At 71.3% G+C, this 15722-nt stretch carries 14 protein-coding genes; 5 read left to right on the top strand and 9 right to left on the bottom strand.

Annotation, left to right across the window (positions count from 1 at the left end; all coding sequences use genetic code 11):
- Nucleotides 1-84 precede the first annotated feature (84 nt).
- Both STRCI_RS28810 and STRCI_RS28805 read left to right on the top strand, forming a co-directional pair.
- Nucleotides 85-1236: a CAP domain-containing protein gene (locus STRCI_RS28810; RefSeq protein ID WP_269661870.1), complete on the top strand. Its 1152-nt coding sequence runs from the start codon at nucleotides 85-87 to the stop codon at nucleotides 1234-1236.
- 27 nt (nucleotides 1237-1263) lie between these two features.
- Nucleotides 1264-1569 (top strand): hypothetical protein, encoded by a 306-nt coding sequence (locus tag STRCI_RS28805; RefSeq protein WP_269661869.1) that lies wholly within the window; start codon nucleotides 1264-1266, stop codon nucleotides 1567-1569.
- Between the two features lie 27 nt (nucleotides 1570-1596).
- Here STRCI_RS28805 and STRCI_RS28800 read toward each other — a convergent pair whose 3' ends face one another.
- Nucleotides 1597-2979, bottom strand: coding sequence for an MFS transporter (locus tag STRCI_RS28800; protein ID WP_269661868.1), 1383 nt, complete (start codon nucleotides 2977-2979; stop codon nucleotides 1597-1599).
- 201 nt (nucleotides 2980-3180) lie between these two features.
- Here STRCI_RS28800 and STRCI_RS28795 point away from each other — a divergent pair, with 201 nt between their 5' ends.
- A complete protein-coding gene (locus STRCI_RS28795) occupies nucleotides 3181-3582 on the top strand; it encodes a winged helix-turn-helix transcriptional regulator (protein ID WP_269661867.1) in 402 nt (133 codons plus the stop codon).
- Here STRCI_RS28795 and mutM read toward each other — a convergent pair.
- The 8 genes from mutM to recG all read right to left on the bottom strand — a co-directional run bounded on the left by mutM (nucleotide 3555) and on the right by recG (nucleotide 10759).
- Nucleotides 3555-4415, bottom strand: coding sequence for a bifunctional DNA-formamidopyrimidine glycosylase/DNA-(apurinic or apyrimidinic site) lyase (gene mutM, locus STRCI_RS28790; protein ID WP_269661866.1), 861 nt, complete (start codon nucleotides 4413-4415; stop codon nucleotides 3555-3557). The two genes, STRCI_RS28795 and mutM, sit on opposite strands and share 28 nt — an antisense overlap.
- Before the next feature lie 95 nt (nucleotides 4416-4510).
- Nucleotides 4511-5302 (bottom strand): ribonuclease III, encoded by a 792-nt coding sequence (gene rnc / locus STRCI_RS28785; protein WP_418953386.1) that lies wholly within the window; start codon nucleotides 5300-5302, stop codon nucleotides 4511-4513.
- Between the two features lie 7 nt (nucleotides 5303-5309).
- A complete protein-coding gene (gene rpmF / locus STRCI_RS28780; RefSeq protein WP_015657589.1) occupies nucleotides 5310-5483 on the bottom strand; it encodes a 50S ribosomal protein L32 in 174 nt (57 codons plus the stop codon).
- Nucleotides 5484-5485: 2 nt separating this feature from the next.
- Entirely contained in the window at nucleotides 5486-6136 is a 651-nt protein-coding gene (locus STRCI_RS28775; protein WP_269661865.1) for a YceD family protein, read from the bottom strand.
- A 133-nt stretch (nucleotides 6137-6269) separates the two neighbouring features.
- Nucleotides 6270-7313 carry a cell division initiation protein gene (locus tag STRCI_RS28770; RefSeq protein WP_269661864.1) on the bottom strand — a complete coding sequence of 348 codons (1044 nt, stop codon included), beginning with the start codon at nucleotides 7311-7313 and terminating at the stop codon, nucleotides 6270-6272.
- A 58-nt stretch (nucleotides 7314-7371) separates the two neighbouring features.
- Nucleotides 7372-7851: a pantetheine-phosphate adenylyltransferase gene (coaD, locus tag STRCI_RS28765; protein ID WP_269664670.1), complete on the bottom strand. Its 480-nt coding sequence runs from the start codon at nucleotides 7849-7851 to the stop codon at nucleotides 7372-7374.
- A gap of 26 nt (nucleotides 7852-7877) precedes the next feature.
- A complete protein-coding gene (rsmD, locus tag STRCI_RS28760) occupies nucleotides 7878-8465 on the bottom strand; it encodes a 16S rRNA (guanine(966)-N(2))-methyltransferase RsmD (protein WP_269661863.1) in 588 nt (195 codons plus the stop codon).
- An 80-nt stretch (nucleotides 8466-8545) separates the two neighbouring features.
- Nucleotides 8546-10759 carry an ATP-dependent DNA helicase RecG gene (recG, locus tag STRCI_RS28755; RefSeq protein ID WP_269661862.1) on the bottom strand — a complete coding sequence of 738 codons (2214 nt, stop codon included), beginning with the start codon at nucleotides 10757-10759 and terminating at the stop codon, nucleotides 8546-8548.
- Between the two features lie 188 nt (nucleotides 10760-10947).
- Between recG and STRCI_RS28750 the strand changes: the two genes are divergently transcribed.
- Together STRCI_RS28750 and STRCI_RS28745 are read left to right on the top strand one after the other, a co-directional pair.
- Complete coding sequence (locus tag STRCI_RS28750) at nucleotides 10948-12780, top strand: HSP90 family protein (RefSeq protein ID WP_269661861.1); 1833 nt, start codon at nucleotides 10948-10950, stop codon at nucleotides 12778-12780.
- Nucleotides 12780-15707: a tetratricopeptide repeat protein gene (locus tag STRCI_RS28745; RefSeq protein WP_269661860.1), complete on the top strand. Its 2928-nt coding sequence runs from the start codon at nucleotides 12780-12782 to the stop codon at nucleotides 15705-15707. Before STRCI_RS28750 ends, STRCI_RS28745 begins: the two co-directional genes overlap by 1 nt.
- The last annotated feature ends 15 nt before the right edge of the window (nucleotides 15708-15722 follow it).

Below are 15722 nucleotides of genomic sequence, written 5' to 3'. Positions count from 1 at the left end.
ATCTCATATGAAACTCACTCGATCGGGTGAGTTGGTTGATCGCCAGGGGAACGGGTCGACCGCACGGACGAGGAAGGCCAGGACATGGGACGCCACCGACGCTCCGCCGCCGGACGCGCCGCCACGGGCCGCGCCACGGGGGTCAGCCACACAGACGGTTCCTCCGAGTGGAACCAGAACACCTGGGACTCGTACCCGGACCGGCACCCGCACGCGCACTCGCACCCGCTCCCGGACGGGACGGTGGGCATCGCGCCCTATCTCCACCAGGACGCGTACGCCGGTGCCTACGCGACCACCGAGGCCTATCTCTTCTCGGGCGACGACGGCCGGGGCGACGACTACGGCCAGGACTACGCCCGGGAGTCGGACACCGCCGTCTTCGCGAGCGAGGGCTTCTCCCCCGCTGACGGCGCCGAGCGCGGGCGGCCGAACCGTCGCAAGAAGAAGAAGGCCGTCACCCCGGTGCGCACCGGGCTCCTCGGGGTCTCCGCCGCCGTGGCCCTCGGCACCGTCGCGGTCGCCACCGGCGTACTGCCCGGCGGGGACAACTACACCCTCGGCGGCGGCAGCAGCGACAAGGTGCAGGCCGCCGACTCGCCGACCAGCTCGCCGAGTGAGCAGGGCGGCACCTCGGGCACCGCGGAGAACCGCGACGACAGCACCCCGGCCAGCCGGGACCAGGAGCGGTCCGTCTCGCCGTCCGCGGCGCCCTCGACCACCGCGCCCGAGCCGACGAAGACTCCGTCGAAGAAGCCGAAGGCCACGCCGAGCAAGAAGCCGAAGACCGACACGCCGCCGTCGAAGGCCGCCACCAAGGCGCCGGAGAAGCCCAGCGCGCCGGTGACGCTGTCGGAGGAGGCCGCCGCCGCGGCCGAGGTCCTCCGGCTGGTCAACGAGGAGCGGGCGAAGGCCGGTTGCAATGCCGTCGCCGCCAACAGCTCGCTCGCCGATCTGGCCTCCGCGTTCAGCGAGGACATGGCGGAGCGGGGCTTCTTCGACCACACCGACCCGGACGGCTCGAGCCCCTGGGACCGGGCCGCGAAGGCCGGCATCACCAACCTCGGTGGCGAGAACATAGCCCGCGGCCAGGCCGACGCCGCCGCGGTCATGGACGCCTGGATGAACAGCCCCGGCCACCGCGCCAACATCCTCAACTGCGACTTCAAGACCCTGGGAGTCGGCGTCCACATGGCCTCCGGCGGCCCTTGGTGGACGCAGAACTTCGGCTACTGAGCCAACCGCAGGTCAGAGACCGAGCACATGACCGAATACGCCTGGCCTGACGATCCGTCCCCTGAGCAGGTTCGCCGAGCGTGGCCGGCGACTGTGTCCGCGCTGCCCGTGGGCACCCGCGTCACTGGTCAGGTCGTCATTCGCCGGCCCTTCGGGGTCTTCCTTCGCATCGACGGTGTGCCCCATGCGGTCGGGCTGGCGGACATCGGCTCCATGCCACCCGATGCGAGTCTTCCGGCGCTGGGAAGTCGGGTCAGTGGCGAGGTCGTCTGGCACACCGATCACAACCACCAGGTGAGGATCAGACTCAGCGAGTGGATCGATCACAGCTGAGTCGATCGGCCGCGCGCCAAATCCGCTCTACCGTGCCTCGATCCGTGCGGGCAGGCGCGCTGCCGCGGTGAGGCCGATGAGGCTCAGGGCGGCCAGCGTGATCATCGCGGCGGCGTAGGCGCCCTTGGTGAGGCCGGAGACCAGGATGGTGCCGGCGATGGCGGTGCCGAAGGAGGAGCCGAGGTTCGAGACGCTGCGGGAGAGGCCAGAGATCTCGCCCTGGCGCTCCTCCGGGAAGCTCGACTGCACGACGTTGACGGACGGGGTCAGCATCACGCCCAGGCCCAGTCCGATCAGCAGGAGTCCGGGGACGAACGCCCAGGCGGTCGAGTAGGCGGCGACCAGGGTGATCAGGGCGACCACGCCGACCATGCACGCGGCGAAGCCGGTCATGATGAGCGTGCGCTGGCTGTACCGCTCGGCGAGCCGCTCGGCGGCCAGTGACGTCAGCAGCAGCCCGAGCGTGGCCGCGGTGAAGACGACGCCGGTCTCGATGGCGTCGTAATGGCGGACGACCTGGAGGTAGGCCGCCACCGTGAAGGACGTGCCCATGAGCATCAGCCACTGCACGTTCTGGGTGATGAGGCCGAGGTTCGAGGTGCGGTTGGCGAACAGGCTGAGCGACAGGAGCGGCTCCTTGCCCGCCGCCTCCTTGGCGCGCACGGTCTGGAAGAACCACAGCAGCACCGCCGCGCCCAGGAGCAGCAGGGCGATCATGAGCCAGACGTTGTCGTCGGCGGCCAGGATGCCCATGACGACGAGGATCAGCCCGGCGGCGGAGAGTACGGCACCGAAGACATCGAAGGTGCGGGTCGGATCGGCGGGCAGCGGGTCGTCCATGCGCAGGCTGAGGACGACGATCACCGCGATGACGAGGGCCTGGAACACGAAGGCCGCCCGCCAGCTGATCCCGGTCGTGATGAGCCCGCCGATCAGCGGGCCGGCGGCGGCGCCGATCCCGCCCAGCGCCATGATGACCCCGAAGGCACGGGCCCTGGAGGTCACCTCCGGGTAGAGGAGGGTCGCCAGGATGTAGACGGGCGGGATGAGCAGCGCGGTGCCGATGCCTTCGAGGATCGAGTTGCCGAGGATCAGCACTCCGAGCCCCGGTGCCACCGCGCTCAGCAGGGCGCCGATGGCGTAGACGACGAGGCCGGTCAGGAAGCAGCGCTTGCGGCCGAAACGGTCGGTCAGTTTGCCGCCGGGGATCATGAATGCCGCCATGACCAGCAGGAACACGGTGATCGCCACCTGCACGCCCTGGACGCTGGTGTCCAGGTCCTCGCTGATGTCGTTGATCATCACGTTCATGTTGGAGCCGGCGAAACTGCAGATGAACTGGGCCAGGGCCAGCGCGGCCAGCACCTGCCCGCGTCCCGTCGTCCGCCTCGGCTCTGCCGTCCCGACCACGTGTCGCCTCCCGGTCCCCTCGGGCAGCAAGGGCGTGGGCAGGGGCCCGTCTCGGCCTGCCCACGCAAAGGCTCCGCCGTGCCGGACGGCGTCACCTCACCCCGCGAGGGTGAACCACCGGGGTGGGCTAACTCCTGGCCAGCGCTGTCCACGGGGCAGCGCTGTCCACGGGGCAGCGCTGTGTGCGGGTACGCTTCGGGCATGGACATCGCACAGGAGCGCACGGCGGAGCAGGACCTGCCGTACAACGTGTTCGCGAAGGTGTGCCCCTCGCGCGGCACGCTGGAGCACGTCACGGGTCGCTGGGGCGCGCTCACGCTCGGCGCTCTGCACGACGGGTCGCTGCGCTTCAACGAGCTGCGCCGACGCATCGACGGCGTGAGCGAGAAGATGCTGTCCCAGACCCTGCACGCGCTGGAGCGCGACGGCCTGGTGCTGCGCGAGGCCCAGCCGACCAACCCGCCCCGCGTGGACTACGAGCTGACGCCGCTGGGCCACGAGGTGGCCACCCGGCTGCTCGGCCTCATCCACTTCCTGGAGGGCCGCATGGACGACGTGCTCGCGGCACGCGGACGCTACGACGAGACCCGCGGCGCCCGCTGACACTTCGGGCAGAAGTAGCTCGACCGGTTCATCCACGGCCGCCGGCGCATCGGCGTACCGCACCTCTTGCACGGCAGGCCCTCACGGCCGTACGCGTCCAGGGACCGGTCGAAGTAGCCCGACTCGCCGTTGACGTTGACATACAGGCTGTCGAAGCTGGTGCCGCCCACCGCGAGGGCCGCGTTCATCACATCCCTTACGTGGCCCAGGAGTTCGAGGCTGCGCGGGCGGGTGAAGGTCGCCGTCGGGCGGTCGTAGTGCAGGCGGGTGCGCCAAAGGGCCTCGTCCGCGTAGATGTTGCCGACGCCGCTGATCAACGACTGGTCGAGCAGGGCCCGTTTGATGGTGGTCCGCTTGCGGCGCAGCGCCTGGTGGAACGCCTCGTCGTCGAAGAGCGGGTCGAGGGGGTCGCGGGCGATGTGCGCGATGACGTCCGGCAGTCCCTCGGGGGTGTTGTCGTGCAACGACAGTCCGCCGAAGGTGCGTTGGTCGACGAACCGCAGCTCGGTGCCGAGGGCGTCGGCGAAGCGGACCCGGATGCGCAGATGCTTCTCGGCCGGGGCCTCGTGCGGCTGCACCAGCAGCTGACCGCTCATGCCGAGGTGGGCCAGGACCGACTGGTTCGTGTCCTCCAGCGGCAGCCACAGGTACTTGCCGCGGCGGCTCGGAACTCCGATGCGGTGGCCCTTGAGCCGGTGCGTGAAGTCGTCCGCGCCCGCGATGTGACGGCGGACGGCACGCGGGTGCAGCACCTCGGCGTCGGCGACCGTGCGATGGGCGACCCATCGCTCCAGACCGCGCCGGACGACCTCGACCTCGGGCAACTCGGGCATGGCATCCCCCGTACAAGCCGGTGTATGAGCCGAGCGCCCGCCCCGGGTACGGGTGCGGGCGCTCGGGTTGCTACTCGTAGGGCGTGAAACTTGCCCTAGGCGGAGGCGGACGCCTCGTCGGCCTCCGCTGCCGCGGCTGCCTCCTTGGCGCGCTCGTCCGCCGCGGCCCGGATGGACCGCCAGGCGGACTCGGCGGCCTGCTGCTCCGCCTCCTTCTTGCTGCGGCCGGTGCCGGTGCCGTACGAGACGCCTCCGACGCGGGCGGCAGCAGTGAAGGTCTTCTCGTGATCGGGGCCGGTCTCCGTGACCAGGTACTCGGGCACACCGAGCCCCTCGGTCGCGGTGAGCTCCTGGAGACTGGTCTTCCAGTCCAGGCCGGCTCCCAGATTCGAGGACTTCTCGATCAGGGGGTCGAACAGGCGGTGCACCAGCTCCGCCGCAGAGTCCAGGCCCTGGTCGAGATAGACCGCGCCGATCACCGCTTCCAGGGTGTCGGCGAGGATGGACGCCTTGTCCCGGCCGCCCGTGCCCTCTTCACCACGGCCCAGCCGGATGAAGGAACCCAGGTCGAGCCCGCGGCTGACCTCCGCCAGCGCACGCGAATTGACCACCGCGGCCCGCAGCTTGGCCAGCTGGCCCTCGGGCAGATCGGGGTGGGTGCGGTACAGCGTGTCCGTGACCACGAGGCCGAGGACGGAGTCCCCGAGGAACTCCAAGCGCTCGTTGGTCGGCAGACCGCCGTTCTCGTACGCGTACGAACGGTGGGTCAGCGCACGCACCAGAAGGGCGGACTCGACCTTGTAGCCGAGCCGCCCTTCCAACAGCGTGTGGGACGAGGCCGTGGTCTCCGCAGAGTTTTTCTTCGGCGTGGACACAGTGCCTCTCACCAGCCGCTCAGACCTCGAGGACCTGGCGCTTGTTGTAGGTGCCGCAAGACGGGCACGCGATGTGCTGCTGCTTGGGCTCGTGGCAGCGCTCGCACGCAACCAGGGGGGTGACCGCAGCCTTCCACTGCGACCGGCGGTGGCGCGTGTTGCTGCGCGACATCTTCCGCTTCGGAACAGCCACGGCTACTTCTCCTGCTTCTCGTCGACGCCCGCTTCCGCTTCGGCGCCGCTCATCTCGTCCTTCTCGCCGTCTCCGAGTGAACCGGCGAGTCCCTGCAATGCCGCCCATCGGATGTCGACGGCGTCATGGTGGTGGTCCGGGTCGTCCGCGAGGCGCGCGCCGCACTCGGCGCACAGACCTGGGCAGTCTTCCTGGCACACCGGCTGCATCGGCAGTGCGAGCACCACCGCATCGCGCAGCACGGGTTCGAGGTCGAACAGGCCGTCCTCGATGAAGAGCCTGTCCTCGTCGTCCTCGGCGTCGTCGTCGGGTTCCGCCTTGGGGCGGCCCCGCTCGTCGGCGTCGGGGTACGAGAACATCTCCTGGAAGTCCGCTTCGACGTCGAGCTGAAGCGGCTCCAGACACCTTACGCACTCCCCCTTGGCCTGTGCACGGGCGGTGCCTGTGACAAGCACCCCTTCCATGACCGACTCAAGGCGGAGGTCGAGCTCCATCGGGGCGCCTTCCGGCACTTCGATGACGTCCTTCAGACCGAGGTCCTTGGGCGCTTCGATCGAGCGGTTCAGGCGCTGGAGCGCGCCAGGACGCCGCCCCAGCTCGTGTGTGTCGAACACGAGCGGGTTGCGGTGGTCGAGGCGGGCGTTCAGAGCCATTCCTGCTTTCGATCTTCTCAGCTCAGAGGGACGCCGCCCTCGGTGTCCCCGGGCAGCGTTGATCGCGGACGTACGCGCGACCGAAGAGCCAGGATACTGGACCTTTCGCTCACAGCCCAATCCGGTGGATCCCCTACTGGCCGCGACCCTGCTCGTAGGCCCGCAACTGCTCCGCGCTGATCATGCTGGTGTCGAAGAGACTGGTCTCGTCGAGGGCGTACCCCTGCTGGCCCTGCGGGGACTGCTGGCCCTGCTGGGGCATCCGGTTCGGGTCGTACGCCGCCTGCTGGGCGTCGTAGCCCTGGTAGGCGTAGGGATCCGCCTGCTGGTACCCGTACGGGTCCTGCTGGGCGTAGGCCGGCTGCTGGTAGCCGCCGTAGGGGTCGTACGACGGCTGCTGCGGGGCGTACTCCGGCTGTTCGGGCTGCTGCTGCGGGGCCGGGGCCGGGGCGTCCCGCTCGGCGAGGGCCGCCAGGTCGGCGAGATAGTCGGCGTCACTGGAGTGCTGGACGGTGCTGAGGTCGTCGCCGAGGGCGCCGAGGTCATCGGTGGCGATCCGGCCGTGCAGCTTCTGGCGACCGCGGCCGACCGCCTCCAGCGTCTTGGCGAGCACCGCCTCGAAGGCGCCGAGCTTGACGTCGACGTACTCGTCGGCGGTCCGGCGCAGGGTCTCCGGGTCGTGGCTGCGCTCGGGGGCGTCCTCGTCCTCGTAGCCCTGCTCGTCGACGCCCGGGCCGGTGCCGAGGAGCTTCTCGCGGCCGCGGCCGACGGAGCCGAGGGTCTTGGTGAGGACGACCTCGAAGTTGGCGAGCTTGGAGTCGACGTAGTCGTCGGCCTCGGCGCGGACCTCCTCGGCCTCCTTGCGGGCCTCGGCGAGGATCCGGTCGCCCTCGGCCTGGGAGCGGCGGGCGACCGCCGTGTCCGAGATCAGCGAGCCGCGCTCGGCGTGCGCGCCCTGGATGATCCGCTCGGCCTCCTGGCGGGCCTGCTCGACCATCTGGTCACGGTCGCCGATCAGCTCCTGGGCCTGCGCGAGGGAGCCGGGCAGGGCCTGGCGGACCTCTTCGAGCAACGAGAGCAGCTCGGCGCGGTTGACCACGCACGAGGCCGACATCGGCATCGACCGGGCACTGGAGACCGCCGCGACGATCTCGTCGAGCTTCTTCTGCACGTCCATCGTGTGCTCGCCACTCTCTACAGCTGTGTTGGAGACGGACGGGACGACTGTAGCCCCATCAGTCCCTGCGCAGCCGCTCGTTCAGGGCTTCCAGCACGGCGGGCGGCACCAGGTGCGAGACATCGCCGCCCCACGTCGCGACCTCCTTGACGAGCGAGGAGGACAGGAAGCTGTAGGTCGGGTTGGTCGGGACGAAGAGGGTCTCGACACCCGAGAGGCCGTTGTTCATCTGGGCCATCTGAAGCTCGTAGTCGAAATCGCTGACCGCGCGCAGGCCCTTGACGATGGCGGGGATGTCGCGCTGCTTGCAGAAGTCGACGAGGAGGCCGTGGAAGGCCTCGACCCGGACGTTGCCGTACTCGGCGGTGACCCGGCTGATCAGTTCGAGCCGCTGCTCGACCTCGAACAGGCCCCTCTTCGACTGGTTGATCATCACCGCGACATACACCTCGTCGTACAGCCTGGAGGCGCGGGCGATGATGTCGAGATGTCCATTGGTGATCGGGTCGAACGACCCGGGACAGACGGCACGGCGCACTTGAGGTCCCTCGCTCTCCGGTCCGGTCATCGTGCGTCTTCGCACGTTGAGGCGGCGCGACCGTACCAAAACGTTCCCTCGCCGTAGCGACGGGCCCGGATCGCCTCGAAACCGTCCGGCCACCGGAATTCGCCACCTCTGGTGCTGCGCTCCACGGTGACGAGCGCGTGCTTCGCGAGCCAGCCCCCCGAGCGGAGTGTGAGGAGAATCTCCCGAAGATCGTCGTCCGTGACGGCGTACGGAGGGTCCAGGAAGACGATGTCGTACGGCTCCTGCGGGGGCGCCGCGTGGATGACTTGTTCCGCTTTGCCCGCGCGGACCTCGGCGCCGGGGAGGCCGAGGTTCTTGACGTTCTCCCTGACGACTCGGGCCGCTCTGGCGTCTGCCTCGACCAGGAGGGTGTGGCTCGCTCCCCGGGAGAGGGCCTCCAGGCCCACGGCGCCCGATCCGGCGTAGAGGTCCAGGACGCGTTCGCCGTCCAGAGGGGAGCCCAGGAGGGACTGCCAGGTGGAGAAGAGGCCCTCGCGTGCGCGGTCGGAGGTGGGGCGGGTGCCGGTGCCTGGCGGCACGGCGAGGCGACGGCCCCCGGCTGCGCCGGCGATCACGCGGGTCATCTTCGGTCCTTCGTCGTGGGCGGCTTTGGGTATCAGTGTGGCTGGTCGCGCAGTTCGCCGCGCCCCTGGGAAAGTCTCTCTCACCCCTTTTCCAAGTACTGCTCTCTCTCCTCGTCCAAGAGGGCGTCCAGGGCCGTTCTCAGGCCCGGGAGGTCTCGGAGCTCCGGGTCCGCCGTCACCACTGCCGTCGCCTCCTCCCTCGCCTCCGCGATGATCTCCTCGTCCTCGATGACCGCCAGCATCCTGAGGCTGGTGCGGGCGCCGGACTGGGCCTGGCCGAGGACGTCGCCCTCGCGGCGCTGTTCCAGGTCGATGCGGGAGAGTTCGAAGCCGTCGAGGGTGGCGGCCACGGCGTTGAGGCGCTGGCGGGCGGCGCTGGCCTCCGGCATCTCGGTGACCAGCAGGCACAGGCCCGCGGCCGAGCCACGGCCGACCCGGCCGCGCAGCTGGTGGAGCTGGGAGACGCCGAAGCGGTCGGCGTCCATGATCACCATGGCGGTGGCGTTGGGGACGTTGACCCCTACCTCGATGACGGTGGTGGCGACCAGGACGTCCGTCTCCCCGGCGGCGAACCGGCGCATGACCGCGTCCTTGTCGTCGGGGTGCATACGGCCGTGCAGCACCTCCACCTTCAGGCCGCCGAGCGGGCCTTTGGCCAGCTGGTCGGTCACTTCCAGAACTGCCAGCGGCGGGCGTTTCTCCGCCTCGTCCTCGGCGGACTTCCGGGCCTTCTTGGGGTCGTCCTCCTCGTCCCCGATCCGGGGGCAGACGACGTACGCCTGATGGCCGTTCTCGACCTCCTCGCGCACCCGCTCCCAGGCACGGGCGAGGAAGTGCGGCTTGTCGGCGGCCGGGACGACATGGCTGGCGATCGGTGAGCGCCCGGCCGGGAGCTGGTCGAGGACGGAGGTCTCCAGATCGCCGAACACGGTCATGGCGACCGTGCGCGGGATGGGTGTGGCCGTCATGACGAGCAGATGGGGCGGCTGTTTGCCCTTGCCTCGCAGGGCGTCGCGCTGTTCGACGCCGAAGCGGTGCTGTTCGTCGACGACGACGAGTCCCAGGTCGTGGAACTGCACCTTGTCCTCGATCAGCGCATGCGTCCCGATGACGATCCCGGCCTCGCCGGTCACCAGGTCGAGCAGCGCCTGCCGCCGGGCGGCGGCTCCCATGGACCCGGTCAGCACCACCACCTTGGTCGCGTGCTCGGCTCCCCCGAGCATGCCGCCCTCGGCCAGCTCCCCCATCATCTCGACGACGGAACGGTGGTGCTGCTGGGCCAGCACCTCGGTGGGCGCGAGCATGGCGGCCTGGCCACCGGCGTCGACGACGGCGAGCATGGCTCGCAGGGCCACCATCGTCTTCCCGGATCCGACTTCGCCTTGCAGGAGCCGGTGCATCGGGTGCTCGGTCGCCAGGTCGGTGAAGATCTCGCCGGTCACCCGCTGCTGGCCCTCGGTGAGGGTGAAGGGCAGGCGGTCGTCGAAGGCCGACAGGAGGCCGTCCGGCAGGGGGTTGCGGGCCACTGCCGGGAGTTGGGCGTCCGCGTGGCGGCGGCGGGCCAGGGCTACCTGGAGGACGAAGGCCTCGTCCCACTTCAGGCGGGCGCGGGCGTCGGCGATGTCCGCCTTGGTGTGCGGGCGGTGGATCTTCAGCAGGGCTTCGGGGAGCGGCACGAGCCCGCGGCCCGCGCGGAGGGTGTCCGGGAGGGGGTCCACCGCGTCCTGGGCGGTCGGCAGGACCGTCTGGAGCGCCTTGCCGATCTTCCAGGACTCCAGTTTGGCGGTGGCGGGGTAGATCGGGATCAGGGCGCCGGCCCAGGTCTCGACCGTCTCCTCGCCGTCGCCGTGCAGGAGTTCGTAGGCGGGGTGGGCGAGCTGGAGGCGGCGGTTGAAGACGGAGACCTTGCCCGCGAACATCGCGCGGGTGCCCGGCAGGAGCTCCTTGTGGGGCTTGTGAACGCCGTTGCCGAAGAAGACCAGTTGGAGCCGGCCGCTGCCGTCGGTGATGGTGACTTCCAGGCGCTGGCCCTTGCCGCGCGGGGCCTTGGCGGAGGCGAAGGTGTGCAGCCGGGCGTCGGCGACCTGGGCGACCACCGTGACGTGCTCGTCCATGGGGAGGTCGGCGAGGTGGGTGAGCTGGCCGCGCTCCTCGTATCTGCGCGGGTAGTGGTGCAGGAGGTCGCCGACGGTGTGCAGGCCGAGGTGCTCGGCCATCACCTTCGCGGTGGCGGGGCCGAGCACCGACTTCAGTGGCTGCTGGAGTGGTTCTTGCAGTGCGGGCACGAGATCCATTGCACACCACGACACTGACATCGCCGCAGACCTCGTGCCCGCCTTGACCGTAAAGTCCAAGGAAAGCCCTGGTCAGACGGCTGGTTGGGGCCTAGGATGACGCGTCCTACGGCCATCCCTCGCGGTCACCGCCTCACACGGACCGCCCGACCCCGCGCCGACGCACTCCCCCCACCGGCGCAGCGACGATGGACTCCCAGACCTCACAGTCATCCCAGGCACCCCAGTCACCTCATACGTTCCAGGTCGACCTGCGCGGCCTGGTGGACCTGCTCTCCCATCACCTCTACTCCAGTCCGAAGGTCTATCTGCGCGAGCTGCTGCAGAACGCCGTGGACGCCATCACCGCCCGGCGGGCCGAACAGCCGGACGCCCCGGCACGGGTGCGGCTGTACGTCGATTCCGACGGCGGCGCCCTGCGGGTGGAGGACTCCGGTATCGGGCTGACCGAGTCCGATGTGCACAGTCTGCTGGCGACGATCGGCCGCAGTTCCAAACGGGCGGACGGTCTTCAGGCGGTCCGCTCGGACTTCCTCGGCCAGTTCGGCATCGGCCTGCTGGCCTGTTTCGTGGTCGCCGAGCGGATCCGGGTGGTCAGCCGCAGCGCCCGGACGCCGGACGCGCCGCCGGTGGAGTGGACGGCGACGGACCAGGGTTCGTACACCGTGCGGACGCTGCCGGACGCCGAGCGCCCCGAACCGGGCACCACCGTGCACCTGGTGGCGCGGGCCGGTGCCGGGGAGTGGCTGACGCGGGAGCGGGTGCTCGCACTGGCCCGGGACTTCGGCTCGCTGCTGCCGTACGACGTACGCGTGGACGAGGAGGAGGTCACCGATCTGCCGGCGCCCTGGGACCGCGTCTACCCCTCGCCCGCGAACCGGCGGGTGGCGCTGGCCCGGCACTGTCATGATCTGTTCGGGTTCACTCCGCTGGACTCGATCGGGCTGAACGTTCCGCTGGCCGGGATCCGCGGGGTGGCGTACGTGCTGCCGTCGGCGGTCAGCCCGGCCCAGCGTGCCGGTCACCGGGTGCATCTGAAGGGCATGCTGCTGACCGAGCGGGCCGAACAGCTGCTGCCGGACTGGGCGTTCTTCGTGCGCTGTGTGCTCGACACGGACAGTCTGCGGCCCACCGCCTCGCGCGAGTCGCTGTACGAGGACGAGACGCTCGCGGCCGTACGGGAGGCGCTCGGCGAAAGGATTCGCTCCTGGCTGACGGGGCTGGCGGCCGGTGATCCGGAACGTCTCGCGGCCTTCCTGTCGGTGCACCACCTGGGCGTGAAGTCCCTGGCGCGGCACGACAGGGAGATGCTGCGCACGATGCTGCCGTGGCTGCCGTTCGAGACGACCGACGGGCGGCTGTCCCTGGAGGAGTTCGCGCAGCGGCACCCGGTCGTGCACTTCACGCGGACCGTCGAGGAGTACCGGCAGGTCGCGCCGATCGCGTCCGCACAGGGCATCGGGGTGATCAACGGCGGTTACACCTACGACAGCGAACTGGTCGAGGCGGTGCCGTCGGTGCGCCCGGGGACGGTCGTCGCCGAGCTGGACGCGGACACCGTGACCGCGCATCTGGACTCCGTCGACCCGGCCGAGGAACTGGCGCTGTCCGGCTTCCTGGCGGCGGCGCGGGCCAAGCTGGACCCCTTGGGCTGCGATGTGGTGCTGCGGGCCTTCCATCCGCTGTCCGTGCCCGCGCTGCACCTGGACGACCGGGCGGCCCGGCACGAGCAGGCGCGGGCCGAGGCGGAGGAGCGGGCGGACGATCTGTGGGCGGGCATCCTGGGCTCGCTGCGCGGTGGCGCGCCCCGCGCGCGTCTGGTGCTCAACCACCTCAACCCGCTGATCCGGAGGATCAGTTCGCTGGGTGACGCGGAACTGATCGGCACCGCCACCGAGTCCCTGTACGGACAAGCGCTGCTGATGGCGCAGCGGCCGCTCAGGCCCGCGGACTCGGCGCTGCTGAACCGGGCCTTCATCTCTCTGCTGGAGTGGGCCACGAACGGCGAGGAGGGTCGCTGATGACCGGGATCACGGACTTCGACGCGCTGCGCCGGGCGATGGCGGAGAACGCCGAGCTGCCCGAGGGCCCGGCCCGCAACGCGCGGGCGGAGCAGTTGCTCGCGGAGGCCGAGACGCTGGGCATGCCGCTCGCGGTGATCGAGGCGCTCGGGCACCAGCTGACGGTCTACAACTACAGCTCCGAGAAGGACAAGATGTTCGTCCCCTTCGCGCGGCTGCTGCGCATGTGGGACGAGCGGCCCGGGGACTTCGACGCGCAGGAGGCGCACTCCCTGCACTGGGTGTTCAAGTGGATGACGTCCGGCATGCTCGACCAGCCGCACGTGCCGCTGGCGTCCATAGAGAAGTGGCTCGGCGAGATGGAGCACCGCTACCGGCTCGCCGGGCACTCCGAACGTGCCGTGCGCAGCAGTGAGTTCAGTGTGGCCGCGCACATCGGGGACCTGCCGCGGGCGGAGCGGGCGTACGCGGCGTGGCTGGCCGCCGACCGGGACCCGATGGCCGACTGTCCCGCCTGCGAGCTGCACGGGCAGGGCTGGTGGCAGGCGGAGCGCGGCCGGGACGAGCGGGCGCTCGAACTGTGGCGGCCGGTCCTGGAGGGCGAGTTCACCTGCGCCCACGAGCCGCACACGGCGCTCGCCTCCTCCCTGGTGCCCCTGTTGCGGCTCGACCGGGTGGACGAGGCGCGCGCCCACCATCTGCGGGGCTTCCGGCTGGTGCGGCCCATGGAGAGCATGCGCGGGGCGTACGCGGACCATGTGGAGTTCTGCGCGCTGACCGGCAACGAGGCGCGCGGTCTCGAACTGCTCGCGGAGCGTCCGGCGTACTTCACCGACTCCGGGCATCCGCGCAGCAGGCTGGAGTTCCTGTCCGTGGTGACGCTGCTCATGGAGCGGCTGTCCGGCCTGGGGCTCGGCGGGCAGCGGGTGCCGGGGCCGGCGGGGCGCACCTGGACGGCGCGGGAACTGGCCGCGCACGCGCGTGCGGAGGCGCTGGAGCTGGCCGGCCGGTTCGATCTGCGCAACGGCACCGCGCGGGTGAGTGAGCTGGCACGCGCGCGTATGGCGCAGGAACCGCTGGTGGAGCGGTTGCCGCTGGGGGTGCGTTCGGCGCGTGGCACGGTGGCTTCCGGCACTGTTCCGGTGCCGGAGGTTCCGGCGCAGGATGAGCCCGTGGAGGCGGATCTGCCGACCCTGCTGGCCGAGGCCCGGCGGCTGTCGGACACCTTGCAGCCGGACGCCGTGCAGGCGTGGGCGGCGGTGGCACGGGCCGCCGAGGGCACCGAGCTGGACGCGCGGGACCACGCGGAGATCATGGATCACCGGGCGATGGAGCTCGGCCCCGAGGGCGTCGAGCTGTTCGAGCGGGCCGCGGAGCTGTACGCCGAGGCGGGCGACCCGGGCGAGGCACTGGCGGCACGCACGCGTGCGGCGTACGTCCGTGCCCTGACCGGGCGCCTGGCGGAGGCCCTCGCGGGGGTCGGCGGGCCCTATGACGAGGTGCTCGCGCTGTACGCCGAGGACGGCACGGGTCTGCGGCAGACGGCGGCGGTGCTGATGGGCCGGGCCCGGGTGCTGATGCGGCAGGTCCACGAGGCCGACGAGCCGGTGGACCCGGCGGTCGTGGGCGCCGCGGAGGCGGCGGCGCGGGAGGTGCTGGCGCTGGTGGACGGACGTACCGAGGACGACGTACGGCTCGCCTCGCGGTCCGCCGAGGCGCAGGCGATGCTCGCCGAGCTGGCGGCGCTCTCGGGCGATGTGGCGGGCGCCGCCCGGCTGTTCGCGCGGGCCTCGGCGGCGTTCGTCGGGGCCGGGCTGCCGTGGTTCGCGGTGGAGTACGAGGCCCGGCTGGCCGGGCTCGCCCACCACCTGGGCGACACGGCGGAGGCGGAGCGGGCGCTGCGGGCGGCCCTGGAGCACGGCGGGCCGCGGCTGGAGGCGCCGGGCCGGGCGCAGCTGCACCTCCAGCTCGCCGAGGTCCTCGGCGGCCGGGGCCTGTCCGACGAGGCCGCCGAGCACGCCCTGGAGGCGGCGCACTGGGCCGACGAGGCGGGCGAGGGGCCGACGCTCGGCGCCTGGGCGCGGCATCAGCTCGGCGGGTTCCTGCTGCGGCAGGGGCGCTGGGCGGAGGCCGCCGAGGTGCTGGAGTCGGCGCTGCCGGACCTGAGCGCGGAGACGCACGGCGACGGGGCGGTCGTCCAGACGCAGTGGTGGCTCGGTGACTGTCTGAGCGAGCTGGGCGAGTACCGGGAGGCGGCCGAACGGCGGCTTCAGGCGGCGGAGATCGCCCGGCACTGGCCCGAGCAGCACGACCACGCGACGCTGGCGCACCTCGCCGCCGAGTCCCTCGGGCAGGCGGGGCTGCACGAGGAGGCGGACCGGGCCTACACGCGCGCGGGTGACCTGTGGCGCGAGCTGGGCAACATCCACGGTCTGGTGCGCGCTCTGCGTGCCCGCGCGTGGCTCGCGCTGCGTGCCGAGGACGGCGCGGATCCCGCGCGGGAGTTGATGAAGAACGCGGTCCGGGAGTGCGCGGCGGCGCTGGCGGACGCGCCCGACGAGGAGACGCGCGCCCGGCTCACCGCCGAGCTGGGCCACACCCACCGCCAGTTCGGCGACCTGCTCGCCCGTTCCGCGGCCGAGGACGACGGGGACGACTCGATCCGGTCCGCCCTGGACGCGGCGCTGGCCCGGATGGCCGAGGCGGTCACGGTGTTCGCGGCGCTCGGGGACGACGGTCTGCACGCCCGCACCGGCGCCGAACTGGCCGCGGGCTGGCTGGCTGCGGACCTGGGCCGCCCGGCGGAGGCGGCCGCACGCGCGCGTGCCGTGCTGTCCGCCTACGCGGACGCGGCCGAGGAGGACGGGGCGGCCGAGGAGCGGCGCGCGGAGGCGGAGCAGCTCCTGGAGACGGTCGAGGAGGACTGAGCGGGGCCGGCTGTT

Origin of the sequence: Streptomyces cinnabarinus (assembly GCF_027270315.1) — a bacterium.
GTDB classification, from domain to species: Bacteria; Actinomycetota; Actinomycetes; order Streptomycetales; family Streptomycetaceae; genus Streptomyces; species Streptomyces cinnabarinus.
The sequence above is the reverse complement of the archived record's forward strand: the minus strand, read 5'-3'. Positions and strand labels throughout refer to the sequence as shown.